26 protein-coding genes are annotated in these 25,151 nt (G+C 61.6%); 13 read left to right on the top strand and 13 right to left on the bottom strand.

Annotated features, from left to right (window positions below; genetic code table 11):
• Positions 1-200: 200 nt before the first annotated feature.
• From uppS to rpsB, 5 genes are all read right to left on the bottom strand, one after another.
• Positions 201-953, bottom strand: a complete 753-nt coding sequence (gene uppS / locus PP263_RS02785; protein WP_308366850.1) for a polyprenyl diphosphate synthase — start codon at positions 951-953, stop codon at positions 201-203.
• Positions 953-1,510 (bottom strand): ribosome recycling factor, encoded by a 558-nt coding sequence (gene frr / locus PP263_RS02780; protein ID WP_308366849.1) that lies wholly within the window; start codon positions 1,508-1,510, stop codon positions 953-955. The genes uppS and frr overlap by 1 nt, the downstream gene beginning before the upstream one ends.
• On the bottom strand, positions 1,507-2,244 hold the full coding sequence (gene pyrH, locus PP263_RS02775; protein WP_308366848.1) for a UMP kinase: 738 nt from the start codon (positions 2,242-2,244) through the stop codon (positions 1,507-1,509). The genes frr and pyrH overlap by 4 nt, the downstream gene beginning before the upstream one ends.
• A gap of 154 nt (positions 2,245-2,398) precedes the next feature.
• Complete coding sequence (tsf, locus tag PP263_RS02770) at positions 2,399-3,262, bottom strand: translation elongation factor Ts (protein WP_308366847.1); 864 nt, start codon at positions 3,260-3,262, stop codon at positions 2,399-2,401.
• Between the two features lie 91 nt (positions 3,263-3,353).
• Positions 3,354-4,100, bottom strand: coding sequence for a 30S ribosomal protein S2 (rpsB, locus tag PP263_RS02765; protein WP_308366846.1), 747 nt, complete (start codon positions 4,098-4,100; stop codon positions 3,354-3,356).
• A gap of 304 nt (positions 4,101-4,404) precedes the next feature.
• Between rpsB and map the strand changes: the two genes are divergently transcribed.
• The 7 genes from map to dapE all read left to right on the top strand — a co-directional run bounded on the left by map (position 4,405) and on the right by dapE (position 13,233).
• On the top strand, positions 4,405-5,175 hold the full coding sequence (map, locus tag PP263_RS02760; RefSeq protein WP_308366845.1) for a type I methionyl aminopeptidase: 771 nt from the start codon (positions 4,405-4,407) through the stop codon (positions 5,173-5,175).
• 270 nt (positions 5,176-5,445) lie between these two features.
• The gene (locus tag PP263_RS02755; RefSeq protein WP_308366844.1) at positions 5,446-8,181 is read left to right on the top strand and encodes a [protein-PII] uridylyltransferase; all 2,736 of its coding nucleotides are present in this window, start codon (positions 5,446-5,448) and stop codon (positions 8,179-8,181) included.
• 182 nt (positions 8,182-8,363) lie between these two features.
• Positions 8,364-9,539: a succinyldiaminopimelate transaminase gene (dapC, locus tag PP263_RS02750; protein WP_308366843.1), complete on the top strand. Its 1,176-nt coding sequence runs from the start codon at positions 8,364-8,366 to the stop codon at positions 9,537-9,539.
• A gap of 43 nt (positions 9,540-9,582) precedes the next feature.
• Positions 9,583-10,251: an endonuclease III gene (nth, locus tag PP263_RS02745; protein WP_308366842.1), complete on the top strand. Its 669-nt coding sequence runs from the start codon at positions 9,583-9,585 to the stop codon at positions 10,249-10,251.
• Entirely contained in the window at positions 10,248-10,625 is a 378-nt protein-coding gene (locus PP263_RS02740; protein ID WP_308366841.1) for an ArsC family reductase, read from the top strand. Before nth ends, PP263_RS02740 begins: the two co-directional genes overlap by 4 nt.
• Positions 10,625-11,656, top strand: a complete 1,032-nt coding sequence (dapD, locus tag PP263_RS02735) for a 2,3,4,5-tetrahydropyridine-2,6-dicarboxylate N-succinyltransferase (protein ID WP_308366840.1) — start codon at positions 10,625-10,627, stop codon at positions 11,654-11,656. Before PP263_RS02740 ends, dapD begins: the two co-directional genes overlap by 1 nt.
• Positions 11,657-12,105: 449 nt before the next feature.
• Complete coding sequence (dapE, locus tag PP263_RS02730; RefSeq protein ID WP_308366839.1) at positions 12,106-13,233, top strand: succinyl-diaminopimelate desuccinylase; 1,128 nt, start codon at positions 12,106-12,108, stop codon at positions 13,231-13,233.
• Between the two features lie 96 nt (positions 13,234-13,329).
• Here dapE and PP263_RS02725 read toward each other — a convergent pair whose 3' ends face one another.
• The 3 genes from PP263_RS02725 to PP263_RS02715 form a co-directional block, all read right to left on the bottom strand.
• Positions 13,330-13,710: a hypothetical protein gene (locus PP263_RS02725; RefSeq protein ID WP_308366838.1), complete on the bottom strand. Its 381-nt coding sequence runs from the start codon at positions 13,708-13,710 to the stop codon at positions 13,330-13,332.
• Between the two features lie 8 nt (positions 13,711-13,718).
• Positions 13,719-14,270, bottom strand: coding sequence for a flavodoxin (locus PP263_RS02720; protein WP_308366837.1), 552 nt, complete (start codon positions 14,268-14,270; stop codon positions 13,719-13,721).
• 274 nt (positions 14,271-14,544) lie between these two features.
• A complete protein-coding gene (locus tag PP263_RS02715) occupies positions 14,545-15,018 on the bottom strand; it encodes a Spy/CpxP family protein refolding chaperone (RefSeq protein WP_308366836.1) in 474 nt (157 codons plus the stop codon).
• A 175-nt stretch (positions 15,019-15,193) separates the two neighbouring features.
• Here PP263_RS02715 and PP263_RS02710 point away from each other — a divergent pair, with 175 nt between their 5' ends.
• The 3 genes from PP263_RS02710 to PP263_RS02700 all read left to right on the top strand — a co-directional run bounded on the left by PP263_RS02710 (position 15,194) and on the right by PP263_RS02700 (position 18,062).
• Positions 15,194-15,895, top strand: coding sequence for a response regulator transcription factor (locus tag PP263_RS02710; protein ID WP_308366835.1), 702 nt, complete (start codon positions 15,194-15,196; stop codon positions 15,893-15,895).
• On the top strand, positions 15,888-17,264 hold the full coding sequence (locus PP263_RS02705; protein ID WP_308366834.1) for an ATP-binding protein: 1,377 nt from the start codon (positions 15,888-15,890) through the stop codon (positions 17,262-17,264). Before PP263_RS02710 ends, PP263_RS02705 begins: the two co-directional genes overlap by 8 nt.
• 114 nt (positions 17,265-17,378) lie before the next feature.
• On the top strand, positions 17,379-18,062 hold the full coding sequence (locus PP263_RS02700) for an SRPBCC family protein (protein ID WP_308366833.1): 684 nt from the start codon (positions 17,379-17,381) through the stop codon (positions 18,060-18,062).
• A 71-nt stretch (positions 18,063-18,133) separates the two neighbouring features.
• On the opposite strand, the gene rluB is transcribed toward PP263_RS02700, so the two are convergent.
• The 5 genes from rluB to PP263_RS02675 all read right to left on the bottom strand — a co-directional run bounded on the left by rluB (position 18,134) and on the right by PP263_RS02675 (position 23,106).
• Positions 18,134-18,997 (bottom strand): 23S rRNA pseudouridine(2605) synthase RluB, encoded by an 864-nt coding sequence (rluB, locus tag PP263_RS02695; RefSeq protein ID WP_308366832.1) that lies wholly within the window; start codon positions 18,995-18,997, stop codon positions 18,134-18,136.
• Positions 18,994-19,980, bottom strand: coding sequence for an SMC-Scp complex subunit ScpB (gene scpB / locus PP263_RS02690; protein WP_308366831.1), 987 nt, complete (start codon positions 19,978-19,980; stop codon positions 18,994-18,996). Before scpB ends, rluB begins: the two co-directional genes overlap by 4 nt.
• A gap of 231 nt (positions 19,981-20,211) precedes the next feature.
• Positions 20,212-21,114, bottom strand: a complete 903-nt coding sequence (locus PP263_RS02685) for a ScpA family protein (protein ID WP_374693715.1) — start codon at positions 21,112-21,114, stop codon at positions 20,212-20,214.
• 103 nt (positions 21,115-21,217) lie between these two features.
• Complete coding sequence (locus PP263_RS02680) at positions 21,218-21,841, bottom strand: L-threonylcarbamoyladenylate synthase (RefSeq protein ID WP_308366830.1); 624 nt, start codon at positions 21,839-21,841, stop codon at positions 21,218-21,220.
• A 407-nt stretch (positions 21,842-22,248) separates the two neighbouring features.
• Entirely contained in the window at positions 22,249-23,106 is an 858-nt protein-coding gene (locus PP263_RS02675; protein WP_308366829.1) for a PHP domain-containing protein, read from the bottom strand.
• Between the two features lie 158 nt (positions 23,107-23,264).
• Between PP263_RS02675 and PP263_RS02670 the strand changes: the two genes are divergently transcribed.
• From PP263_RS02670 to PP263_RS02660, 3 genes are read left to right on the top strand one after another with little or no spacing between them, the layout of a single operon-like run.
• Positions 23,265-24,008 carry a VC0807 family protein gene (locus PP263_RS02670; protein ID WP_308366828.1) on the top strand — a complete coding sequence of 248 codons (744 nt, stop codon included), beginning with the start codon at positions 23,265-23,267 and terminating at the stop codon, positions 24,006-24,008.
• A 38-nt stretch (positions 24,009-24,046) separates the two neighbouring features.
• A complete protein-coding gene (locus PP263_RS02665) occupies positions 24,047-24,346 on the top strand; it encodes a YciI family protein (RefSeq protein ID WP_308366827.1) in 300 nt (99 codons plus the stop codon).
• 40 nt (positions 24,347-24,386) lie between these two features.
• Positions 24,387-25,073: a TIGR04211 family SH3 domain-containing protein gene (locus tag PP263_RS02660; RefSeq protein WP_308366826.1), complete on the top strand. Its 687-nt coding sequence runs from the start codon at positions 24,387-24,389 to the stop codon at positions 25,071-25,073.
• Positions 25,074-25,151: the final 78 nt, after the last annotated feature.

Genomic DNA, 25,151 nt, shown 5'->3' with positions numbered 1-25,151 from the left:
AACATCACTGCGTGTTGGGGCGCAACCCGAAGGGGCGAAGCCATTTCCGCCAATCTCGACGTCATTCGTCGGCTATATGCAATAAGCCATGCAATAAGCACACCGCGCTCCCCGTTCCCTGCACTGGGCGAAAATGGCCGCTGTCGCAGCGACGTATTATTCATGGATAAGCTCTCAGTCCGATTTTCATCGCTTGGAACTCAGGCCTGTGCGGCCAAATCATCGCTGCTGCGGCCGCCATAGCGGCGATCCCGCCGTCGGTAGGCGGCGATAGCGGCGTCCAGTTCGCGCTCGTCAAAATCCGGCCACAGCGTATCTGTAAAATAAAATTCGCTGTAGGCCGCCTGCCATAGGATAAAGTTGCTGATGCGCTGCTCACCACTGGATCGGATCAGCAGGTCTACCGGCGGCAAATCCGCCAGCTGCAGGTAGTCCGTCAGCACCTCTTCGGTAATGGAGTCCGGCGCCCTCGTCCCGGCAGCCACTTCCTCCGCCAGAGCGCGCGCGGCGTTGGCGATATCCCAGCGGCCGCCGTAATCGGCTGCGATCACCAGGTTGCCGCGAGAGCACTCGCTGGTGATCTCTTCCGCCTCCGCAATGGCCCGCTGCAGCCTCGCCGAAAAGCGATCGCGCCGGCCGACCACTCTCAGGCGGACGCCCTCCTCACACATGCGCGCAGCCTCTTTGCGCAGGTAGGAGTGAAACAGGCTCATCAACAGTTCCACTTCCTTGGGCGGGCGCTGCCAGTTTTCACTGGAAAAGGCGAACAGGGTGAGGGCCTCCACCCCGCGGTCCCCGCAGGCGGAAATCAGGTCGCGGATACGCTCCACTCCCGCCTTGTGGCCCGCCGAGGGGGGCAGGCCACGGCGCGCGGCCCAGCGGCCATTGCCATCCATGATAATGGCGATATGGCGCGGGCCCTCACCCGGCGGCAGTACTTCGGCGGAATCCATCAAATTTCCATCAGGTCTTTTTCTTTGGCCGCCAGAGCTTTGTCGACTTCCGCCACAAACTGGTCGGTGATTTTCTGGATCTCGTCACCGGCGCGGCGCTCGTCATCTTCGGAGATCTCCTTCTCCTTGACCAGTGCCTTCACCTCCGCCAGCGCATCGCGGCGGATATTGCGAATGGACACCCGCGCGGTCTCCGCTTCTCCCCTGGCCTGGCGGATAAAGTTCTTGCGGGTTTCCTCGGTGAGCATCGGCATGGGAATGCGGATCACGGTACCGGCGGAGCTGGGGTTCAGGCCCAGGTCGGATTTCATGATGGCCTTTTCGATTTCCGGCACCAGGTTCTTTTCCCAGGGGGTCACGGAGAGGGTCCGGGCATCTTCCACCACGACATTGGCCACCTGGGAAAGGGGGGTGTCGGAGCCGTAGTAGGAGACCTGGATGCCGTCGAGAATGCTCGGGTGCGCGCGGCCAGTGCGAATTTTGTTGAAGTTGCCGGCCAGGGCGTCGAGCGCTTTGCTCATGCGCGCCTTCGCGTCTTTCTTGATATCTTCAATCACGGTTTCACTTCCTCTTCGATTAAGGTGCCCTCTTCGCCACCCACAACGATATTGAGCAGCGCGCCGGCCTTATCCATGCGGAATACCCGCACGGGCATGTTGTGTTCGCGGCACAGGCAGATTGCGGTTAAGTCCATCACCCCGAGCTTCTTGTCCAGCACCTCGTCGTAAGTCAGCTGGTCGTAGCGGGTCGCGGCGGGTTCCAGTACCGGGTCGGCGGAGTAGACGCCGTCCACCTTGGTGGCCTTCAGCACCAGCTCCGCGTCAATTTCGATGCCCCGCAGGCAGGCGGCGGAATCCGTGGTGAAGAAGGGATTGCCGGTACCGGCGGCGAAGATCAGTACTTCGCCCCGCTCCAGGTTGCGGATGGCGGCGCGGCGATCGTAGTGGTCGACGATGCCGCTCATCTGGATCGCGGACATCACACGGGAGGAAATATTGGAGCGCTCCAGGGCGTCGCGCAGGGCCAGGGCATTCATCACGGTGGCCAGCATTCCCATATGGTCGCCGGTCACCCGGTCGAGGCCCGCGGCGTGCAGCGCGGCGCCGCGAAACAGGTTGCCACCGCCGACCACCAGCCCCACCTGAACGCCGATACCCACCAATTGGCCTATCTCCAGGGCCATCTTATCCAGTACCTTTGGGCTGATTCCAAACCCCTGCTCGCCCATCAGCTCCTCGCCGCTGAGCTTTAACAGAATTCGCTTGTACTTGCGGTCTTTGACACCGGGCATCCGTTGGTCCTCTACTGGCACAGGCAGTTATTGCCGCGGAACATTACAACAATTTTGGTCATTTACACAGAGGGGTGCCCCGATGTGGCCCCAAAGAGCCCACCGAAAGCACCCCCACTGCGACCGGGCACCCTCCGGCACCCGATGTAAACGATTAAGAAGAGGATTTAACTTGCGCGGCAACTTCCGCAGCGAAGTCCACCTCTTCCTTCTCGATGCCCTCACCCACCTCAAAGCGGACGAAGGAAACCACTTCCGCGCCCTGGTCCTTGACCAGCTTGCCGATGGTCACATCCGGGTTCTTGACGAAAGGCTGCTCCACCAGGCTGTTCTCCTTGAGGAACTTCTTGATACGGCCGCCCATCATCTTCTCGACGATCTCAGCGGGCTTGCCTGCCATATCCGGCTGAGCCTTGATGATTTCCTTTTCCTTCTCCAGCAGGTCCTCCGGCATATCCTCCGGTTTGACAACCTGCGGGTTGACCGCAGTCGCGTGCATGGCCACATCGCGAGCGGTCTCTTCATCGCCGCCGCTCAGGGCGACAATCGCCGCGATACGGTTGTTGGAGTGCACATAGGCGCCCACCCGGGCCCCTTCCACCACCTGGATGCGGCGCACACCGATGTTCTCGCCGATCTTCTGTACCAGCGCTTCGCGGGCCTGCTCCAGCTCGCCTTCCATCAGTGCGGCGACGTCCTGCTGGCGGTCGGCAAATGCCTTGTCCACCACCTTCTCCACGAACGCCTTGAAATTGTCGTCGCGGGCCACGAAGTCGGTCTCAGAGTTGACTTCCACCAGCACACCGAAGCTGCCGTCTTCGGCCACTTTCGCCGCGACCACGCCGTCGGCGGCGGTGCGGCCGGCTTTCTTGGCAGCCTTCAGGCCAGAGGCTTTGCGCAGGTCTTCAATCGCCTTTTCGATATCGCCGTCCGCCTCGGTCAGTGCCTTTTTGCACTCCATCATCGGCAGGCCGGTGCGCTCGCGCAGTTCTTTTACCATAGACGCGGTAATCGCCATGATTCTATTCCTCGGAGTTCATTCACTAATTCGATAGTTGGAAAAAAGGGCCGTTTCACGGCCCTTTTTAAGTGCAGTGCTCACTACGGGATTATTCCGCGGCGGCCTCGTCGTCACTCGCTTCAACGTACTCGTCCTTCGCGACACCGCCGCCGGCCTCACCCACGCCGGCCAGCACCGCATCCGCCACCGCAGTGGTGTATAGCTTGATCGCGCGAATGGCGTCGTCGTTGCCGGGAATCACGTAGTCCACACCTTCCGGGCTGCTATTGGTGTCCACAACACCGATCACCGGGATACCCAGCTTATTGGCTTCCTGGATGGCAATGCGCTCGTGCTCCACGTCGATCACGAACAGCGCGTCGGGAAGGCCGGCCATATCCTTGATACCACCGATGGAGCGCTCCAGCTTATCCATCATGCGGGTGCGCATCAGCGCCTCTTTCTTGGTCAGCTTGTCGAAAGTACCGTCCTGGGACTGGACCTCCAGCTCGCGATAGCGCTTGATGGAGGCACGGATGGTCTTGTAGTTGGTGAGCATGCCGCCGAGCCAGCGGTTGCTGACATAAGGCTGCGCGGAACGCTCGGCCTGCTCTTTGATGGATTTCTGCGCGGCGCGCTTGGTGCCGACAAACAGAATTTTCTTCTTCTGTGCGGCCATCCCCTTGATCACCTGCAGGGCTTCGTTAAAAGCCGGAACAGTGTGCTCCAGGTTGATGATGTGAATCTTGTTGCGGGCTCCAAAGATGAATTCACCCATCTTCGGGTTCCAATAGCGGGTCTGGTGGCCAAAGTGCACACCAGCCTGCAGCATATCGCGCATGCTGACTTGCGGCATAATAGTAAACCTCAGTTTTACGGGTTAGTCCTCCACGCGCCCCATGTATCAACCCCACCCGGCGTAGCCAAGCGAGGCACCCAGACACATGTGCCGGTGCGTGTGCGGCGTTGATTTAGCCCCGGGACGACCCCGGAGCGGCGCGCTTTATACCATATTCCCGGAAGCGGGGGTAGTGGCTAGTGCGGCGCGCCCGCAACAATCGGGGGCCCGGGACCTCCAGGAGCGGGGATGGCGGGCTGTGCGCCGCGGCAACCAATCCGCTACAATACCGCGCCTCGCTGAACAGCAACCCGGGATTCTCATGACCTCAAGCACCAAGACACCGGAACAGATCGCCAAAATGCGCACCGCGGGCCGACTGGCCGCCGAAGTGCTGGAGATGATCGGCGAATATGTGGTCCCCGGCGTCACTACCGAAGAACTGGACCAGCGCTGTCACGACCATATCGTCAACGCACAGGATGCCATCCCCGCCTGCCTGGGATATCGCGGCTTCCCCAAATCCATCTGCACCTCCGTGAACGAAGTGGTCTGCCACGGCATCCCCTCGGACAACAAGGTGCTGAAGAAAGGCGACATCATCAATATCGATGTCACCGTGATCAAGGACGGCTGGTACGGCGACACCAGCAAGATGTATTTCGTGGGCAAACCGGCGCCCCACGCGGAGAGGCTGGTCAAAGTGACCCAGGAATGCCTGTACAGGGCCATCGAGATAGTCCGCCCGGGCACCACCCTCGGCGATATCGGCCACGTGATCCAGCAGCACGCAGAGAAGAACTACTACTCGGTGGTGCGCGACTTCTGCGGCCACGGCATCGGCGACGTGTTTCACGAGGACCCGCAAATACTGCACTACGGCAAGGCCGGCACCGGCCTGGCGCTGGAGGAAGGCATGACCTTTACCATCGAGCCGATGATCAACGCCGGCAAGCCCGGCACCCGCGTGCTTCGCGATGGCTGGACCGCGGTCACCGTGGACCGCCGCCTGTCCGCCCAGTGGGAGCATACCATGGTGGTGACTGCCGATGGGGTGGAGGTGCTGACGGCGCGGGGTGAAGAGAACTTTTAGAGTCAGGACTCGGAACCCGGACACAACGCCTCCACCTGTCATAGCGGCGGATGCGCTCAGCGCTTATCCGCCCTACAGTCGGAAAGAATACCAAAACCCGATGCGAAGGCCCTGATGCCGGGGGCCGTTTGCGGGACCTTCTGCGGCCATGGATGGCCGCGGAGAGCGTACAGGGATGTATTCACAGCGTGTCCCGCAAACGGCCACCGGTAGCAGGGCCGCTTCTGCCCCTCTTAAGAGCACACAAAGAGGTCCCAAACGGACAAATCAATGCAGCTGGCCAACACCCCCTACTTCGAGCGCCCCCTGTTCTTCTTCGACCAGGCCCGCTTCCGCAAGGCCCTGGCCGAGGGCGCCAAGCCGGCGCTGGAAATCTTCAAGGACGCCGCCGGCGCCGCCGACACCCAGATGGCCGAGCGCTTTCGCGAGGGCGAGGACGTGCGCACCCTGGTGCACGAGCGCGCGCTGTTCGTGGACTGCCTGCTGCACTACGCCTGGCACCAGTACCAGTGGCCGGACAACATCAGCCTGCTGGCGGTGGGCGGCTACGGCCGCGGCGACCTGCATCCCCACTCGGACATCGACCTGCTGATCCTCACCCACGGCAAGCCGGACCGCGTCACCGTGGACAATATCGAGCGGCTGGTGGCTTTCCTCTGGGACCTGGGCCTGGATATCGGCCACTCGGTGCGCTCCGTGGAGCACTGCCTGGAACTGGCCGCGGAAGACATCACCGTGGCCACCAACCTGATGGAATGCCGCACTGTGGTCGGCAACGACGCCATGCGCGAACGCCTGGTGAATCACATGACCCCGGACAAGCTCTGGCCGGCGGAGAAATTCTTCAGCGCCAAATACACCGAACAACGCGAGCGCCACAATCGCCAGCAGGCCTCTGAGTACAACCTGGAACCCAATATCAAGAACGCCCCCGGCGGCCTGCGGGATATCCAGACCATCGGCTGGGTGGCCAAGCGCTACTTCCGCGTGCGCACCCTCAAGCAACTACAGGGCAAAGGCTTCTTTACCGAGGAAGAGTTCGCCATCCTCCAGTCCGGAGAGGACTTCCTCTGGCGGGTGCGCTATGGCCTGCACCTGCTCGCCGGGCGCGCCGAGGAGCGGCTGCTGTTCGACTACCAGCGGGAGTTGGCGAAACAGTTCGGCTATGTGGACAGCGGCACCCAGTTGGCGGTGGAGCAGTTCATGCACAACTACTACCGCGTAGTGATGGCGCTGCGCGAACTGAACGACGTGCTGCTGCAGTTTCTCGACGAGGCCATACTGCAGCGCGGCCAGCGGCAGAGCGTGACCCCGATCAACGAGCGCTTCCAGCTGCGCGACAGCACCATTGAAGTGACCCAGACCCGGGTATTCGAGGAACAGCCCTCGGCGCTGCTGGAAATATTCGTGCTGATGGCGGAAAACCCCGATATCCAGGGCGTGCGTGCCTCCACCATCCGCCTGATCCGCGAACACCGCCACCTGATCGACGACAAATTCCGCTCGACCCCGGCCAACGCCGAACTATTCATGCAGCTGCTGCGTTCCCCCCGCGGCCTCTCCACCCAGCTCTCGCGCATGACCCGTTACGGCGTGCTGGGCCGCTACCTGCCGGAGTTCGGCCGCGTCACCGGGCAGATGCAGCACGACCTCTTTCATATTTATACCGTGGATGCCCACACCCTGCAGGTGGTGCGCAATATGCGCAGCTTTCGCAGCCCCGAGGCCTGGCAGAAATTCCCCATCGCTGCGGAAATTCTCTCGCGTTTGCGCAAGCCCGAACTGCTGTACATCGCCGGCCTCTACCACGACATCGCCAAGGGCCGCGGCGGCGACCACTCCAAACTGGGCGTGGTGGACGCCGACGCCTTCTGCCGTCGCCACCAGCTGTCCGGCCGCGATAGCCGCCTGGTGTGCTGGCTGGTGGAAAAACACCTGCTGATGAGCGCAGTGTCCCAGAAGCAGGACATTACCGACCCGGAAGTGGTGCACGATTTCGCCCGCACCGTGGGCGACCGCGAACACCTCGACTACCTCTACGCCCTCACTGTGGCGGACATCAACGCCACCAACCCGGAGCTCTGGAACAGCTGGCGCGCCAGCCTGATGCGCCAGCTCTACCAGGCCACCCGACGCGCCCTGCGCCGCGGCCTGGAGAATCCCATCGACCGGGAGGAAATCATCGAGGAGACCCGGGGCCAGGCGCGCAGCATGCTGCGCGCCATGGGCCTGCCCATGGCCTCGGTGGAAAATATCTGGGCGCAGATGGGTGAAGACTATTTCGTGCGCGAAAGTGCCGACAATATTACCTGGCACACCGCCGCCATCCATCAGCTGCACAGCGCCAGCGAAAAAGGCGAGCGCCGGGATACCCTGGTACTCACGCGCAATTCCGGCCCCGGCGAACACGACGGTGCGACGGAGGTTTTCGTCTACACCCCGGACCGGGCCAACGTCTTCGCCGCGGTGGTCACCGGCCTGGACATGCTCAACCTGGACATCCACGACGCGCGCCTGTACAGCTCCGCTTCCGGCTACACCGTGGACACCTTCTACGTGCTCGACGAATCCGGCCAGCCGCTGCTGGACGAGCCCCATCAGTTGGAACAGATCCGCAAAACCCTGCAGGAAGAACTGGCCCTGGTGGAGGACTACTCCAAAGTGATCCAGCGGCGCACGCCCCGGCGCCTGAAGATGTTCGAACTGGCCACCCGCGCCAGTATTACCACCGAGCCCGGTGACCAGTACAGCACCCTGGAAATCACCAGCGCCGACCGGCCCGGGCTTCTGGCGCGCATCGCACGAATCTTTATCACCCACGACCTGCGCCTGCACAACGCCAGGATTTCCACCCTGGGGGAGCGAGTGGAGGACACCTTCCATATCACCGACGCCGCGGGGGAACCGCTGCTGGACGAAGCCGCCAGCCGGGAGCTGGAAGAGAATATCTGCCGGGAGCTGGATGCGATTCAGAAGTCAGGGAACAGAGATCAGAAAACAGATTAAACACCGGGAAAAATACCGGAACTCAATGCGAAGGCCCTGATGCCGGTGGCCTTTTGCGGGACCTTATGAGGCAGGGATGCCGATTAGAGCCTACAGGGAAGTATTTACGGCGTGTCCCGCAAAAGGCCACCGGCAGCAGGGCCGCCACAGCGCCCGAAAAAACGGGGACTGGAAACACAAAAATGAATTCAAATATCGAAAAACTACAGCCCTATCCTTTCACAAAGCTGGCGGCGCTGAAAAAAGACCTCCAGGCACCGGCGCACCTGCCCCATATTGCGCTCTCCATCGGCGAGCCCAAGCATGAACCGCCGGAATTCGTGCGCGACGAACTGATCGACAACCTGGACAAGCTGGCCGCCTATCCCGCCACCAAGGGCATAGACTCGCTGCGCCAGGCCATTGCCCGCTGGCTGTGCCAGCGCTTTCAATTAAATGAAGTCTGTGCGGACACCCAGGTACTGCCCGTCAACGGCACCCGCGAGGCACTGTTCGCCTTCGCCCAGGCCGCGGTGTCCCCCGGCTCGAAAGTATTGATGCCCAACCCCTTTTACCAGATTTACGAAGGGGCCGCCCTGCTCGCCGGCGCCAGTCCGTCCTTTATCAACTGTACGGATTCAACCAACTTCAAGCCGGACTTCGCCTCGGTGCCGGAGAGCGCCTGGAAAGCGTGCGACCTGCTGTACATCTGTACCCCTGGTAACCCCACTGGCGCCCTGCTGGATGCGGAAGACCTGAAACAGCTGATCGACCTCGCCGATCGCTACGATTTCATCATCGCCTCCGACGAGTGCTACTCCGAACTCTACTTCGACGAAGCACAGCCACCGCTCGGCCTGCTGCAGGTCTGTGAGGAAATCGGCCGCGCGGACTTTCACCGCTGCCTGGTATTCCACAGCCTTTCCAAACGCTCCAACCTGCCCGGGCTGCGCTCCGGCTTCGTCGCCGGCGATGCGCGGATATTGGAAAAATTCCTGCTCTACCGCACTTACCACGGATGCGCCATGCCGCTGTACACCCAGTTCGCCTCCATCGCCGCCTGGCAGGACGAACAACATGTGCGGCATAATCGCGCGCTCTATCGGGAAAAATTTTCTGCGGTGCTGGACATACTCGACGGCTGCCTGGATGTGGCACCACCGCGGGCCGGCTTTTATCTCTGGCCGCGGGTCGGAGATGGCGAAAACTTCGCTCGCGAACTCTTCCGGCAGCAGAACATCACCGTGCTGCCCGGGGGATTCCTCGCCCGGGAGGCGGAAGGAATCAACCCGGGCGCCGAGTATGTGCGCATGGCCCTGGTGGCCACCCTCGAGGAGTGCATCGAGGCGGCGAAACGCATCAAAGCATTTTGCCAATAGAAAAGGCTCTCGCGGCCAACGGTCGCTCCTACATACACAGCAAATGGCAGTAAAAAACTTGTTAAAAAAGGAACGGGTAGAATTTATCCAGAAGCGCCTGGACGAACTCTACCCGGAGACCCCGGTTCCCCTGCACCACCGCGACCCTTACACCCTGCTGGTGGCGGTACTGCTTTCCGCTCAGTGCACCGATGAGCGCGTCAACCAGATCACCCCGGCCCTGTGGAAACTGGCGGACAACCCGGAGGATATGGCACAGGTCCCGGTGGAAAAGATCCAGGAAGTGATCCGCCCCTGCGGCCTGTCGCCGCAGAAATCCAAGGCGATCAGCAAACTCTCGCAGATACTGGTCAACGAGTACCACGGCAAGGTGCCCGAGAACATGGCCGCGCTGGAAACCCTCCCCGGCGTGGGCCACAAGACCGCCAGCGTGGTGATGTCCCAGGCCTTCGGCCACCCGGCCTTTCCGGTGGACACCCATATCCACCGCCTGGCCCAGCGCTGGGGTCTCACCAGCGGCAAGAACGTGGTGCAGACGGAAAAAGACCTCAAGCGCCTGTTTCCCCGTGAAAACTGGAACAAACTGCACTTGCAGATTATTTTTTACGGGCGCGAATACTGCACCGCCCGCGGCTGCGACGGCACCGTGTGCGAGATATGCACCACCTGCTACCCCGCACGCAAGAACCCCAAAAAGACGAAGAAGGCATGATTACTCTATACGGCATCAAGAACTGCGACACGGTAAAAAAGGCCCGCAAGTGGCTGGAAAAGAACGATGTGGAATACCGCTTCCACGACTTCCGGGAAGACGGTATGCAGAGCGTACCGCTGTCGGACTGGTTAACGGAATTCGGCTGGCAAGAAGTGCTCAACCGCCGCTCCACCAGCTGGCGCGCCCTCGGCGAAGAGCAGAAAAGCGCGATGGACAACGACTCGGCTCTGGCCATCGCCCAGGAAACCCCCACACTGATAAAGCGCCCGGTCACCGTCGCCGGCAACGAAATCCTGTTCGGCTTCAAAGAGGAGACATTAGCAGCAATGATTGAAAAGATAACAGCCCTGAACGGGAAGGAGATGGCCTGATGAGTGAAATTTACAGCATCGGATTCGGTGTCGGCACCTGCAACAGCAAAGGTGACTGGCTGGAAGTCTACTACCCGCAACCGCTGTTCAAACCGGAAGCAGAAACCGCAGCGGCGGTGGCGGAAGTACTGAAGGTGGACGACGGCAACCACACCATCGTCCTGGAACCGTCGCAGCTGCAGCCACTGGCGGAAAAACTGAACGCTGCCGGCGCCACAGAACAAGCGGAGATCCTGGAGCAGTTTGCCGGCAGCCAGAGCCCTCTGGTGGCGGTGGTACTGTACAGCGACGAGCCTCCACAAACGGTGCCGGAAGCCTACCTGAAACTGCATCTGTTATCCCACCGCCTGGTCAAGCCCCACCAAACCAGTCTGGACGGCATTTTCGGCAAGCTGGTCAATGTGGCCTGGACCAACCGCGGCGCCATCGACCTGGAAGAACTGCCCCAACGCCAGCTCGAAGCCCGCCTGAAAGGCGAACTGCTGGAAGTGTCCTGCGTCGACAAATTTCCCAAAATGACCAACTACGTGGTACCCAAGGGCGTGCGCATTGCTCACACCGCACGGGTGCGCCTGGGCGCCTACCTGGGCGAAGGCACCACCATCATGCACGAAGGCTTCGTCAACTTTAACGCCGGTACCGAAGGGCCGGGCATGATCGAGGGACGCATCTCCGCCGGCGTTTTCGTCGGCGCCGGTTCCGACCTGGGCGGCGGCAGCTCCACCATGGGCACCCTCTCCGGCGGCGGTAACATCGTCATTTCAGTCGGCGAAAACTGCCTGCTCGGCGCCAACTCCGGTATCGGCATCCCCCTGGGCGACCGCTGCACCGTGGAGGCCGGCCTGTATATCACCTCCGGAACCAAAGTGGCGCTGCTGGACGACAGCGGCAAGCTGGTGGAACACGTGAAAGCCCGCGACCTGGCCGGCAAATCCGACCTGCTGTTCCGGCGCAATTCCACCAACGGTGCGGTGGAATGCCTGACCAACAAGAGTGCTATTGAATTGAACGCGGCGTTGCACAGCAATTGATTCCGAGACCCGGGACCGCGGAGCTCCAGCTCCGCTTGCGGGCCGCAGGCCCGCTCATCGATCCGAAACAGGAGCCTCGTAACAAGCTCCCGGGCGGCCCTGCTACCGGAATTCGTTTGCGGGACACGCCGTGAACCCATCCATGGGGGCTTGTCTGCGAGGTCCCTCTCGCAGACAGTCCCGCAAACGAATTCCGGTATCAGCGCCTTCGCATCAGGCGTTCGTGCTCCGACCGCCACCGACTGAAAGGCTGGAAGAACTCTGGAGCAAAATGTGAAGGCCCTGGTGCCGGTGGCTTTATGCCAGACCGTTCACGGCCATGGATGGCCGTACAGGAATGTATTTAAGGGGGGCGCCCAAGCCCGTGTCCCGCAAATTGCTGCCGGTAGCAGGGCCGCCACGGCACCCGCTGCGGAGCTCCTATCACCGAACCGACTACGGAAAAATAAATGACCCCCACAGTAAAACTCGCCAGCGACCTGATCCGCCTCAAATCCGTCACCCCCGAAGACGCCGGCTGCATGGACCTGATGATCCAGCGCCTGGAAAAAATCGGCTTCAAAACCACCCGCCTGCGCTGGGGCGATACCGACAACTTCTGGGCTGTCCGCGGCGAAACCGGCCCGCTGTTCGCCTTTGCCGGCCACACCGATGTGGTGCCCACGGGGCCGGAGGAAAACTGGCAGCACCCTCCTTTTGAACCCACTGTCGACAACGGTTATCTCTACGGCCGCGGCGCGGCAGATATGAAGGGCTCACTGGCGGCGATGGTTGTGGCCTGTGAGGAGTTTGTCGCCGCGCACCCGGATCACAGCGGCCGTATCGCCTTCCTGATCACCAGCGACGAAGAGGGCCCGGCCACCGGTGGCACGGTGAAAGTGGTCCAGTGGCTGGAAGAGCGGCGGGAAAAAATCGACTGGTGCCTGGTGGGCGAGCCCTCCAGCACCGAGCGGGTCGGTGACGTAATCAAGAACGGCCGCCGCGGCTCACTGGGCCTGGAACTCAGGGTACTCGGCGTGCAGGGCCATGTGGCTTATCCACATCTGGCGGAAAATCCGATTCACACCCTCGCCCCGGCGCTGGCGGAACTCGCCGCTGAAGAGTGGGACAAGGGCAACGACTTTTTCCCGGCAACCAGCTTCCAGGTTTCCAATATCAATGGCGGCACCGGCGCCACCAACGTTATTCCCGGCGAAGTGAAACTCGTGTGCAACTGGCGCTTCTCCACCGAGACCACTGCAAAGGAACTGGAACGCCGCGCGCGCGCCACCCTCGACAAGCACGGCTTAAAGTATGAGGCGAACTTCAACCTCTCCGGCCAGCCATTTCTCACCGCCGAAGGCCCGCTGGTGGAAGCCGCGCAGTCCGCGATCCTGTCGGTAACCGGCGAAGCCACCCAGCTCTCCACCGCCGGAGGCACTTCAGACGGTCGCTTTATCGCTCCGACCGGCGCACAGGTAGTGGAATTGGGGCCGGTCAATGCGACCATTCACAAGGTGGATGAGTGTGTGAAAGCGGAAGACCTGGACAAGCTGAAGAAGATGTACCGGGAGATTCTGGTGCGGCTACTCACGTAGCACTCTGTAGGATGGGCAAAGCGCAACCTGCCCATCACAGCCTCAGATGATGGGCACGCTGCGCTTTGCCCATCCTACAAGCAGGCTACATGCAAACTAGTGCAGTCGCCGCCCGCGCCCGGTTTTCTCTGCTTCATTTGTCTCTGCTGACTCTTCGAACGGATGCGCCAGCACAAAGTAGTAGAGAACCTGGCGCTGGCCCTCGAATTCCGAAATCAAGTCGAAATTGAACTCGCCCTTCTCGCCGGGGCTGATCTCCACATAGGTCACATACTCCGGTTCGATAAACAACTCCGCCACCGGCCGCTTGCCCCGCAGCACCTGCACCAGCAGGGTACGGGCATCCTCTTCGGCGAAGCGCCAATAGTAGTCGTCGTCATCGTAGAACACCGAATCAGCGGTACCGGCGCGCAGGATACAATTGGGATGTTCCGCCAGCCAGGGCCAGAACTGCCTGAATTCGAGGGTAGTTTTCATGGGTGCACTCAATCGTCCAATTGCGCGACGCCGTCGGCGCCGCCCTCGAGCCCTAACTCCTCCGCGATCTGGCGGCACCAGAGATTGAGGCGCCCGGCGGTGAGCTCCTCCTGCTGGTCCTCATCGATAGCGAGACCGACGAAACAGTCCTCCCCCTCGATCTCCGCCTTGGAGGCCTCGAACTCGTAGCCCTCGGTGGGCCAGTGACCGACAATGGACGCGCCGCCGGCGACGATCACGTCGTGCAGCATGCCCATCGCATCCAGGAAATAGTCGCCATAGCCGAACTGGTCGCCGAGGCCGAACAGGGCCACGGTCTTGCCGGTGAAGTCGATCTGCTCCACATCCTCCCAGAAATCCTCCCAGTCCGACTGGATCTGGCCGAAGTCCCAGGTGGGGATACCGAAGATCAACTGGTCGTAATCGGCGATTTCCAACTGGGTGACGTCGGCGATATCGTGGATATCCACCCGTTCCTCACCCAGGCGGGCACGGATTCGAAAGGCCACCGCCTCGGTATTGCCCTCGTCACTGCCGTAAAACAAGCCGATTCTGCTCACATTCACTCCCCGTCTATGCCACCCCCTATCCGGCGGCGCGCTATTTTCCCAGCTATGGGGGGCGACAGCAAGCACGGGCATCCGGCCCATCGCAAGCCGACACCGACCCTACTTGTGGGTTGTCTCGACAAAGATGAGAGCAGGTATTCTGAAAATAAAAACACGCACCTCAGCTTCCGCGCAAAAAAAAGCCCCCGCATGGGGGCAAGGGGGTTACGACTCCTACCGGGCTGGGGTAGAAACTGCCCGATCGATCGCACCGGAGATGTTCAGACTATTCTTCGTCGCGCTCCTTCCAGCGCCGGAAATGATGGCGTCCTCCGCGCTCCTCTTTCAATTGCTTGAGCTTGGCCTTCTGTTCTTCGGTCAGGATTACTTCAAACTGCTGGCGCATCTGCTGCATTTCCTGCACCTTGGCCACGTGCAGCTTGCCCAACTGCGCTCCCAGTTCGTCCAGGGTGCCCTGGTCCGCGCCGGAGTCGATGGCCTCGCGCAGCTGCTTGCGCAACTCGCGCATCTGATCGCGCTGCGACTTACGGACGTCGCGATTGGCTTCGCGGTTGGCCTTCAGTTGCGCAACCTGGCCCTCGGTCAGACCCAGCTCTTCCTCCATGTGCTCAAGGAAATGGGAACCGTGGTGACGGGACATGGAGGTGTGGACGAAATCGTCCTGGGCCAGAGTGACTGCCGGTACCGACAGGGTACCCGCCAGCGCCAGGCTGCCCATCATCGCTTTCCATTTATTCATCGACGCATCCTCTAGTTTGGTCTCAGTAGGTGTATACGCATACTAGGAGAGCGCTATGTAAATAGGGGCAAACGCCGGTAAACATTTGTTAAGAACGGTAAAAGGTCCTGCGCGGCGTCGTATCCGGCGCCGGAGCTTTGCATATAATGGAGCCTGAACACACAGAGAGAAAACCATGAGCCGTATTCTGCTGGTCGACGACGACAGCGAACTGACCGATCTGCTACAGGAATTCCTTATTGGCGAGGGCTTCCAGGTCACCGTGGCCAACGATGGCGGCCGCGGCCTGGAACTGGCCAAAAGCCACACCTTCGACGCCCTGGTGCTGGATGTGATGCTGCCGGTGCACAACGGCTTCGACCTGCTGCGCAAGCTGCGGGAAGAGGCTTCGCCGGCGAGCCGCTCGCTGCCGGTACTGATGCTCACCGCCAAGGGGGACACCGTCGACCGCATCGTCGGCCTGGAGATGGGTGCGGACGACTATCTGCCCAAACCCTGTAACCCCCGTGAACTGGCCGCACGCCTGCGCGCCGTACTGCGCCGCGGCCGCATCGAATCCGATGAGCCCGGCACCCTGGCGAGCGGACCGCTGCGCCTGCTGCCGGCGGAGCACCAGGGCTACTGGAATGACCGGCTGCTCTCTCTCACCGGTGCGGAGTTCGCCGTGCTCAGGGTACTGGTACAGCACGCGGGCGACGTGGTGAGCAAGGAGATGCTGACGGAGACCGCGCTGGGCCGCAAACTGATGCCCTACGACCGCTCCATCGACGTGCACGTGAGCAATATCCGCAAGAAACTCGCCGAGTATGGCGCCAGCCGCGAGCTGATCATCAATATTCGCGGCGCCGGCTATATGCTGACCAGGTCCCATGCATAGCCTTTTCTGGAAGATGTTTTTCGGCGCCTGGATCACCGCGGTAGGGATGGTGGTGGCGACCGTTTACATTACCCATTTCCGCGAATTCGGCGATCCCAGGCAGGAAGAACGCTGGGAAGGACCGGCGCTGTTTCACGAGACGGTGCGCAAAATGCGCATGGCGCGACGCCACGGCCCGGAGAGCTTTCGCCACTGGCTGCAACGCCAGCCGCCCAAAGTTCAGCGCCAGGTGTTCGCCGTCGACCAGCACGGTCGCGAACTGCTGGGCCGTCCGCTGCCCGAAGACATGGCCCCCATGTTCGAACGCCTCAACTTCCGCAATCGCGAAACCCATAGGCTGGTACAAAAAAAACCCGCGGTGGGTTTTTTTGTTGCCCTGCGCGGCCCGGACAGCCTGCGCGTAGTGTTGATCGCCGGGCAGAGCAAGGAAACGCTGCTGCTGCGCTTCCTGTGGCGCAATTTCTGGCCGATATTGCTGCTGTCCATGCTCGCCTCCGGCGCCGCCTGCTACTGGCTGGCCCGTTATCTCAGCCGCCCCCTGGACCAGCTGCGCACCGCCACCCGGCGCGTGGCCGCGGGCGAACTGGACTATCGGGTTTCCCCCGGGATGCCCAGCCGCAATGACGAACTGGCCGATCTGGCGCGGGATTTCGACTCCATGACCGCCCAGCTGCAGGAATCCATGGCCGAACAGCGGCGGCTGATCAAGGACGTCTCCCACGAACTGCGCTCACCCCTCGCGCGCCTGCAGGTGGCCCTCGGCATAGCGCGACAAAAGGACACCGCCGGACTGGATGCGGAGCTGGACAAGATCGGCAAGGCCGCGGACTACCTGGAGGATATTATCGCCGACGTGCTCTCCCTGCCGGTGGCGGGAACCGACCAGCGACCGCTGGACGATGTGGTGGAAATCAACAGCCTGATCAACGCCCTGATCGAGGACCTGAAAGCCGAGGCGGATGAAAAACAGCTGAAATTCATTTTCGAAAGCGACTGCGAGGAAGCCCTGGTGGCCACCCGCGGCAGCTCGCTGACCGCCGCCCTGGAAAATATCCTGCGCAACGCGATCAACTACAGCCCCAGCAGCGGCGCGGTAAGGGTCGAAATTGAGATCCGCGACGAGCGATGCCGTATCCGCGTGATCGACTCCGGCAACGGTGTCTCCAAAGACGAACTCAAAGCCATTTTTCGCCCCTTCTACCGCACCGATACCGCGCGCACCCGGGAGAGCGGAGGTTTCGGCCTGGGTCTGGCCATCGCCCAGCGCACCGTATTGCACCATGGCGGTACCATCTCCGCCCGAAATGTTCCCGGCGCCGGCCTCTGTGTGGAAATAGATTTGCCACTGGTGGTGATCAATGAACAATGATCAATTACCGGCGGTCATCGTTCATTGGTAATTGTTCATTGGTAATTGATCATTGATAATCGAGCTCCGGCTGCAGTTGAGCCGCCCACAATGGATAATGAAAGGGCCCTTGCTATGCGCTGGATACTCTATATTCTGATTTTCCTGGTACTACTGGTACTCGCCGGCTTCCTGTTTCCCCGCGAAATCACCCTCGAGCGCAGCGTGTACATATCCAAACCGCCCGAAGCAGTCTTTCCCTACCTCAACAACTTCCGCAACTTCAACAGCTGGTCGCCCTGGTACCAGATGGACCCGGACACCGAGTACAGCTACAGCGGCCCCGAGGAGGGAGTGGGCGCGATGATGTCCTGGCGCAGTGACAATCCCAGTGTAGGCAGCGGCAGCCAGACCATTACCTCCAGCCAGCCCCACTCGCTGGTGCACACCGAGCTGGATTTCGGCGAGCAGGGCAAAGCCAACGCCGAATTTCGCCTGCGGCCCCAGGGCAGCGGTACCAACCTCACCTGGTGGTTCAACACCGATATGGGCGCGGGGCCCATTGCCCGCTGGACGGGGCTGGCCGTGAAACAGATGGTGGGCAAGTCCTACGAGACGGGACTGAACAATCTCAAGGAGGTAGTGGAATCCGCCGAAGCGCCGCCGGCAGAGTCGCAGATGGACAACGGCAGCGATTCCGAACTCCCCTCGGACGACGACGATGTGATGGGCGCGGAGCCGGACGATATGGATAGCGACGGGATGGAGGGCGAAACCCTTGAGGAGGAAGGTGAGGAGCCGATCGAGGAAAACCAGTAGGACTCGGGACTCCAGTAGGATGGGCAAAGCGCAGCGTGCCCATCCTACGCGCCACCCGACCTATTCCTCTATCATTTCTGCAACTTGCCGCGGCGCGGTGCCGACCCAGACGATTTGCGCAGCTTGCGCCGCTGGCGCTGCAGGTTCTGTTGTTCCGCCTGGGTCAGCGGACGCTGGCCCAGTTTGGGCAGGCCGGCGGTGATGCACAGGTCGTCAATCTCCTTGGGCTCCATCTCAATCCACTGGCCCACACGCACATGGGAGGGAATGAATACACTGCCGTAGCGCACCCGTTTCAGGCGGCTGACACGCACACCCTGGGACTCCCACAGGCGCCGGACTTCGCGGTTGCGCCCCTCCATCACCACGCAGTAGAACCAGCGGTTGTTTCCCTCGCCACCGCTGGGGACAATATCGGTAAACCGCGCCACGCCATCTTCCAGCAACACCCCGGTGAGCAGGCGTTTTTTCATTTCGTCGTCCACCTGGCCCTGGATGCGCACCAGGTACTCGCGGTCGATCACCGACGAGGGATGCATCAGCTTGTTGGCCAACTCGCCACTGTTGGTGAACAGCAGCAAGCCGCTGGTGTTGAAATCCAACCGGCCCACGGAAATCCAGCGCCCGGAGCGCAGGCGCGGCAGGCTGTCATAGACCGTGGGCCGCCCCTCCGGATCGTGGCGGGAACAGATCTCCCCCACCGGCTTGTTGTACAGGATCACCCGGCAGCGGTTCTCCTCCTGCACTGGCAGGCGGCGGCCGTCGAGTTCGATATGATCTGTATCGGTCACCCGCTCGCCCAACTCCGCCACCACACCGTTCACGGTCACCCGGCCCGCCTCAATCGCGCGCTCCATCTCGCGCCGCGAGCCCAGGCCGGTGCGGGCCAGTACTTTCTGCAGTTTTTCGCCCGCAGGCGAAGTGCTATCACTCATAGGGTGGCATTTTCCGATTGCGGTTCTTTCCCGGTTTCGTCTTCGGCTTCGACGGGCTCATCAGGTTCGGCATTTTCGACAAACAGGCTGCTCGGCGGGAGCTCCGCGGTTAGAGAGCCTTCGCTCACTGCACAGCTATCAGCTTCGGGGAATTCGTCTTCGACGATCTCCTCGCCTTCGCTGTCGGTGAACCCGGCCTCGGCTACTGTTTCCAAATCGCTACCAGAGTCCTGCAAAAGTTCATTTTCAAGCTGCTCTTCTTCGACTTCTTCCGGAGAGCCCACTTCGACGGGAGCATCTTCGCCTGTGTCTTCGCCCGACTCGGCGGGTTCGGCCGCTTCGGCTTCTCTCGATTCCGCTGCCGGCTCTGCGGAATCCGCGTCACTGTCGGCGCCCTGCTGCGGTTCGCCGCTGTCCAGTTGGCCCAGGTCCAGCGCCTGGTTCAGGCTGTCGATATCGCGGATCTCCGCCAGGGTGGGCAGGTCGTCCAGGGTGCTCAGGTTGAAGTAGTCGAGAAACTCCCGGGTAGTGGCGTAGAGCGACGGCTTGCCGGGCACATCCCGCTGCCCCACCACCTTGATCCAGCCGCGTTCGGACAGGCTTCTGACGATGTGAGAACTCACCGCAACGCCGCGGATCTCCTCGATATCACCACGGGTAATGGGCTGGCGATAGGCGATGATCGCCAGGGTCTCGAGAATCGCGCGGGAGTATTTCTGTGGCTTCTCCTCCCACAGGCGGTTGACCCACGGGGCCAGGTCTTCCGGCACCTGGTAGCGCCAGCCACTGGCCACCTGGCGCAGCTCGAAGCCCCGCTCGGCGCAACTGCCGGCAATTTCCTCCAGCACCTCGCAGAGCACCGCCTTTTCCGGGCGCTCCCCCTCGTCGATCAGGGACAGCAGCTTCTCCTCGGAGAGCGGTTGCCCTGCGGCCAGCAGTGCGCCTTCCACTATGCGGCGCAGTAGTTCCGGAGCGATTGTCATCTTCTAACTTCTAAACCTTGGAATCTTTCATTTCGAGTAACTACTCCCCCCGACAGTCCCCTCTCCCCCCTTTGGTTAGGGAGAGGGGGAGCCGGGCAGCCCCCCTCCCCCGGCCCCTCCCCCGCAAGCGGGAGAGGGGAGAGTAGTTACCATTTCGGACTGTGTAGGAGCGGCCCATGGCCGCGATCGATCTGTGCAAAAACCACTATTGATCGCGGCCATGGGCCGCTCCTACAAGGGAACCATTTCGGTGTCGGCTTCTTCTTCCGCTTCCGCGGCTTCGGGCTCCTGGCCCGCGGCGCGCACATGGATGGGGCCGAAGGCCTCGTTCTGTACCAGCTCCACCAGGGATTCTTTCACCAGTTCCATCACCGCGAGGAAGGTGACCACTACGCCCAGGCGCCCTTCCTGCACGGTAAACAGGCTCACAAAGGGCACAAACTGGCGGTGGCGGATTCTGTCCAGCACCTGGGTCATACGCTCGCGGGTGGAGAGTTTTTCCCGCTCCACCTGGTGGCTCTCGAACATGTCCGCGCGGCGGAGCACGTCTGCCAGCGCTACCAGCACCTCTTTCAGGTCGACATCCGGGTCGGGACGGGTGAGATTGCGGTCTGGACCCTGGGCAGCGGCCTGGTGGATATCCCGGCCCATGCGCGGTATCTCGTCCAGGTCCTCCGCCGCGGACTTGAAACGCTCGTACTCCTGCAGGCGGCGAATCAAAGCGGCCCGCGGATCCTCGCCCTCCTCTTCCTCTTCCTGGGGCGGGCGCGGCAGCAGCATGCGCGACTTGATCTCCGCCAGCATGGCGGCCATCACCAGGTATTCCGCCGCCAGTTCGAAGCGCATGGCCGTCATCATCTCCACATAGACCATGTACTGGCGGGTGATGTCGGCCACGTTGATTTCGAGGATGTCCAGGTTCTGCCGGCGGATCAGGTAGAGCAACAGGTCCAGCGGCCCCTCGAAGGCCTCCAGGATCACCTCCAGCGCATCCGGCGGAATGTAGAGATCGGCGGGCAGTTCGGTAAACGCCTGGCCCTGCACCACAGCGAAAGGCATCTCCCCCTGGCGCGGAGGCTCGGCGGACGCACTTTTTCCGGCGGTCTCCGGCCCGGCGTCCCCGGCGGCGGCCACTTCCGCGAGCACCTGCGCTTCCGCCTCGGCTAGTAACTCTTCACTGGACACGCTGCCCCACCTTCAAAAATGCAAACGCGCGATTATACATAGGTGCGCAGCTTCAACCGATAATTTCATCGATGGCACCGCAGCCCTCGCGCACCAGTTCCGGTTCGTCACCGGTGAGGTCCACTACGGTGGTGGCCTCCAGGCCGCAGAAGCCGCCATCGATTACCAGCTCCACCTGGTGCTCCAGGGTGTCGCGGATATCGTAGGGATCGGTGAGCGGCTGGCTGTCGCCGGGCATGATCAGGCTGCAGCTCATCAGCGGCTCACCCAGGGCTTCGATCAGCGCCTGCACGATGGCGTTATCCGGCACTCTTAGCCCTATGGTCCTGCGTTTGGGGTGCAACAGCCGGCGCGGCACCTCGGCCGTGGCGGGCATGATGAAGGTGTAGGGGCCGGGGGTGTGGTTCTTGAGCAGGCGGAACATCTGGTTGTCCACCTTGGCGTAGCTGGCCAGCTCCGAGAGGTCGCGGCACATCAGGGTGAAGTTGTGCTGCTTGTCCAACTGGCGGATGGCGCGAATACGCTCTACAGCCAGCTTCTCCCCCAACCGGCAGCCGATGGCGTAGGCAGAGTCTGTGGGGAAGATGATCACCCCGCCACTGGCGACAATATCTGCCGCCTGACTGATCAGCCGCCCCTGGGGATTGTCCGGATGAATCTGGAAAAACTGCGCCACTATATTGCCCCCAATATCTTGTTCAAGAAACTAGGTGCTAGTCTGCCACAAATGCACCGTGCCAAGCAGCCATCCATGGAGAATCCACCAGCCTGGCCGTCCTTGGCCGGGCGCCATGCTGCGCAACGAGCGGTATTAGGGCCTGTCCACACTAAATTCGATAGCCGCGTTGCCGCCCCAAAACGGGCCAGGCAAGGCGCGAGGAGCGTGGTTTAGCCGGCTAAATGAGCGACGAGCAACGCCGCATGGCCCGTTTTGGGGCGCAACCCGAAGGGACGGGGCCGTTTTTCCGCAATGCTGCGTTGCAGTTCGCTTATGTGGAATGACCACACGGCGCTCACTGCGCCTTGCCTTGCGAAAAAACGGCCTCCGTCGCGGCCATCGAATTTAGTGTGGACAGGCCCTAGTTAAACGCGCAGCATGGCCCATACCGGCTCGACGCCCTCAGGCAGTCTCACGCAGCCCAGTTCGCGCCAGGGCTGGTCCGGCTGGTGGAAGTCGCTGCCGAGGGAACAGCGCAGGGGTTCACCGCCCTCCCCCGCCACCAAATCCAGTAACTGGTGCAGTTCGCGGGTCTGCACCGGATTCTGGCGGCCACAGAGCAACTCCACGGCGCCGCCCCCCGCGTCCCGAAACTCCGACAGGAGTCGCCGCAACTGGGTGCGCGTCAGGCCGTATTTGAGCGGGTGGGCCAACACCGCGACACCACCGGCTGCCTTGATAGTGCCAATGGTATCCGCGAGCTCTGGCCAGTCCACCACCACGTCGCCCATTTTTCCCGCTCCCAGATAGCGCTTGAAAGCCTGCGCCATATCCTCCACGTGGCCCTTCGCCACCAGCCAGCGGGCGAAGTGGGGCCTGCCCAGCACTCCGCCGGCCAGCGCCCGGGCGCCCTCCAGAGCGCCTGGAAAGCCCCGCTTTTCCAGCCTGGCGGCGATATTCCGCGCACGCTCGTCCCGCAGCCGGTCGCGCAGCTCAATGGCGTCCCGCAGCGCCGTGGATGCCGGGTCAATATCCAGCCCGATAATGTGTACCTGGCGCCGCCCCCAGCGGGAGGAAAACTCGATGCCCGGCAGAACCGATACACCCAGCCGGTCACCGGCTTCTCGGGCCTCGGCCACTCCCGCCACCGTATCGTGGTCGGTGAGCGCCAACAGTGTCACACCGCAGGATTTCGCCCTCGACACCAGCTGTGCAGGACTTAAAATACCGTCGGATGCCGTGCTGTGGCAGTGCAGGTCCACCAGACCTGAATATGTGGTCACAGTCAGGATAACTACCTCCGGGTGGTTACACCCGCTTTGAACGTTTACCCGGCAGCGCTGTCGAACAGCGACCGGGGAGACCCATTCACCGCTGGCAGCGGTATCGTCAGCCGAAGTCTATCGTAAGGGATAGCGGGGCATTATCACCGGAACAGAGCATGACCGAAACCAACCCGACCACCGCAGCGACTGAGCAGAAGCCGAAGAAAGAGAGCCTTCAGCCGAAGAAAGAAAGCCTTCTGGCCAATCTGCTGATCAATATCGTCATTCCCACGCTGATTCTCACCAAACTGTCCGGCGACAACTGGCTGGGCACCAAGTGGGCCATCGTGGTGGCGCTGGCGTTTCCGCTGCTTTACGGCCTGCACGACCTGTACCGGTCCGGCAAGATCAATTTCTTTTCCGCCCTGGGCACTGTCAGTGTCCTGCTCACCGGCGGCATCAGCCTGCTGGAACTGGACGCCGAATATATTGCGGTCAAAGAGGCCGCTATCCCCGGCCTGCTTGGGATCGCCACCGTGGCCTCCCTCTATACCCGCTGGCCACTGGTGAAGACCCTGCTGTACAACGACCGAATCCTCGACACCGGCAAAATCGCCCGCGCCCTTGCCAACAGAGGCACCGAGAGCGCCTTCGAGCGCACCCTGCAGCAGGCCTCCTGGATGATTGCGTGCTCTTTCTTCCTATCCTCCACACTGAATTACATACTGGCCAAGGTGCTGCTGCAGAGCCCCCCCGGCACCGAGGCCTTCAACGAGGAACTGGGCAAAATGACCGCGCTCAGTTTCCCGGTGATCGCCCTGCCGGCCACCGCTATATTGATGCTGGTGCTGATTTTTCTGTTTCGCCGGATCGGCAAGCTGACCGGGTTGAAGCTGGAAGAAATCATGGTCCAGCAATAAACCGACAAAAGACATAAATAAGAGCAAAAGATATAAATATGTGGTACGCCATTATCAGTGAAGACGTCGACAACAGTCTGGCACTGCGCAAAGGCGCGCGGCCCGACCACCTGGCCCGCCTCAACCGCCTGAAAGACGAGGGACGCCTGCTCCTCGCCGGTCCCCACCCGGCGGTGGACAGCGAAGACCCCGGCGAAGCCGGCTTTAGCGGCAGCCTGGTGGTAGCGGAATTTCCCTCGCTGGAAGACGCCAGAGCCTGGGCCGATGCAGACCCCTATGTCAGCGCCGGTGTCTACGCCTCCGTGGTGGTCAAGCCATTCAAAGCCGTACTCCCATAAACCGAAAACACTTTTAACCGATAAAAAAGCTGTATCAGAAATGATGAACAAACTGACAGGCATGGCCGCGGCTGCACTGCTCGCCGCCAGCACCTTCACCGTCGCACAGACTGGCAGCACTCGCTATATCACCGACGAGCTGCACGTTCCCATGCGCTCGGGCAAAGGCAACGAATTTCGTATCCTGCACCGCGGCCTGCCCAGCGGTACCAAATTGACCCTGCTGGAAGACGCCCCGGAAGACGGCTGGTCGCGGGTGCGCATCCCCGGCGGCGAAGAGGGCTGGGTGCCCCGCCAGTACCTGGTTGCGGAACCGGTGGCAGAAATCAAGCTGCAGCGAGCGGAGGCTAACCTGGCGCGCTTCGAGAAAATGGAAGGCAACCTGGGCGGAGAAGTCCGCCGCCTGGAAGGGGAAAACCACAAGCTGGTCACCGCGTTACAGACAGCGCAGGAAAAATCCCAGCAACTGGAAAAAGAATTGAAGGAGCTGAAAGCCCTCTCTGCAGACGCAGTGGCGCTCAACCAACGCCACCAGAAACTGCTGCATCAACACGAACTTCTGAAGCAGGAACAGATAATGGCAGAGGCGGAAATCCAGCGCCTCTCCGGCAGTGATACCCAGAAGTGGTATATGTACGGCGCCCTGTCCGTCGGCCTGGGTGCTATCCTGGCCATGATAGCCCCGCACCTGCGCCCGCGCCGGCGGCGCTCCGAATGGGCCAATTGATTCCGGCACCGCGGAGTTCCAGCTCCGCAAGCGGGCCGCAGGCCCGCCATCCGGTAACAGCATAAAACAGGGAGCATG

This window comes from Microbulbifer sp. TB1203, assembly GCF_030997045.1.
GTDB lineage: Bacteria > Pseudomonadota > Gammaproteobacteria > Pseudomonadales > Cellvibrionaceae > Microbulbifer.
Note: the sequence above shows the minus strand (reverse complement) of the source record. Positions and strands in the feature narration are given on the sequence as shown.

Bases quoted from the DNA above. Each gene is read 5' to 3' on its own strand.
- pyrH (WP_308366848.1), bottom strand. From the start codon at position 2,244: ATGCCCGGTGTCAAAGACCGCAAGTACAAGCGAATTCTGTTAAAGCTC.
- PP263_RS02740 (WP_308366841.1), top strand. From the start codon at position 10,248: ATGATTACTCTATACGGCATCAAGAACTGCGACACGGTAAAAAAGGCC.
- uppS (WP_308366850.1), bottom strand. From the start codon at position 953: ATGGATTCCGCCGAAGTACTGCCGCCGGGTGAGGGCCCGCGCCATATC.
- tsf (WP_308366847.1), bottom strand. From the start codon at position 3,262: ATGGCGATTACCGCGTCTATGGTAAAAGAACTGCGCGAGCGCACCGGC.
- PP263_RS02710 (WP_308366835.1), top strand. From the start codon at position 15,194: ATGAGCCGTATTCTGCTGGTCGACGACGACAGCGAACTGACCGATCTG.
- PP263_RS02660 (WP_308366826.1), top strand. From the start codon at position 24,387: ATGATGAACAAACTGACAGGCATGGCCGCGGCTGCACTGCTCGCCGCC.
- nth (WP_308366842.1), top strand. From the start codon at position 9,583: ATGGCAGTAAAAAACTTGTTAAAAAAGGAACGGGTAGAATTTATCCAG.
- PP263_RS02705 (WP_308366834.1), top strand. From the start codon at position 15,888: ATGCATAGCCTTTTCTGGAAGATGTTTTTCGGCGCCTGGATCACCGCG.
- map (WP_308366845.1), top strand. From the start codon at position 4,405: ATGACCTCAAGCACCAAGACACCGGAACAGATCGCCAAAATGCGCACC.
- dapD (WP_308366840.1), top strand. From the start codon at position 10,625: ATGAGTGAAATTTACAGCATCGGATTCGGTGTCGGCACCTGCAACAGC.
- dapC (WP_308366843.1), top strand. From the start codon at position 8,364: ATGAATTCAAATATCGAAAAACTACAGCCCTATCCTTTCACAAAGCTG.
- rpsB (WP_308366846.1), bottom strand. From the start codon at position 4,100: ATGCCGCAAGTCAGCATGCGCGATATGCTGCAGGCTGGTGTGCACTTT.
- dapE (WP_308366839.1), top strand. From the start codon at position 12,106: ATGACCCCCACAGTAAAACTCGCCAGCGACCTGATCCGCCTCAAATCC.
- PP263_RS02665 (WP_308366827.1), top strand. From the start codon at position 24,047: ATGTGGTACGCCATTATCAGTGAAGACGTCGACAACAGTCTGGCACTG.
- PP263_RS02700 (WP_308366833.1), top strand. From the start codon at position 17,379: ATGCGCTGGATACTCTATATTCTGATTTTCCTGGTACTACTGGTACTC.
- PP263_RS02725 (WP_308366838.1), bottom strand. From the start codon at position 13,710: ATGAAAACTACCCTCGAATTCAGGCAGTTCTGGCCCTGGCTGGCGGAA.
- PP263_RS02670 (WP_308366828.1), top strand. From the start codon at position 23,265: ATGACCGAAACCAACCCGACCACCGCAGCGACTGAGCAGAAGCCGAAG.
- rluB (WP_308366832.1), bottom strand. From the start codon at position 18,997: ATGAGTGATAGCACTTCGCCTGCGGGCGAAAAACTGCAGAAAGTACTG.
- scpB (WP_308366831.1), bottom strand. From the start codon at position 19,980: ATGACAATCGCTCCGGAACTACTGCGCCGCATAGTGGAAGGCGCACTG.
- PP263_RS02715 (WP_308366836.1), bottom strand. From the start codon at position 15,018: ATGAATAAATGGAAAGCGATGATGGGCAGCCTGGCGCTGGCGGGTACC.
- PP263_RS02755 (WP_308366844.1), top strand. From the start codon at position 5,446: ATGCAGCTGGCCAACACCCCCTACTTCGAGCGCCCCCTGTTCTTCTTC.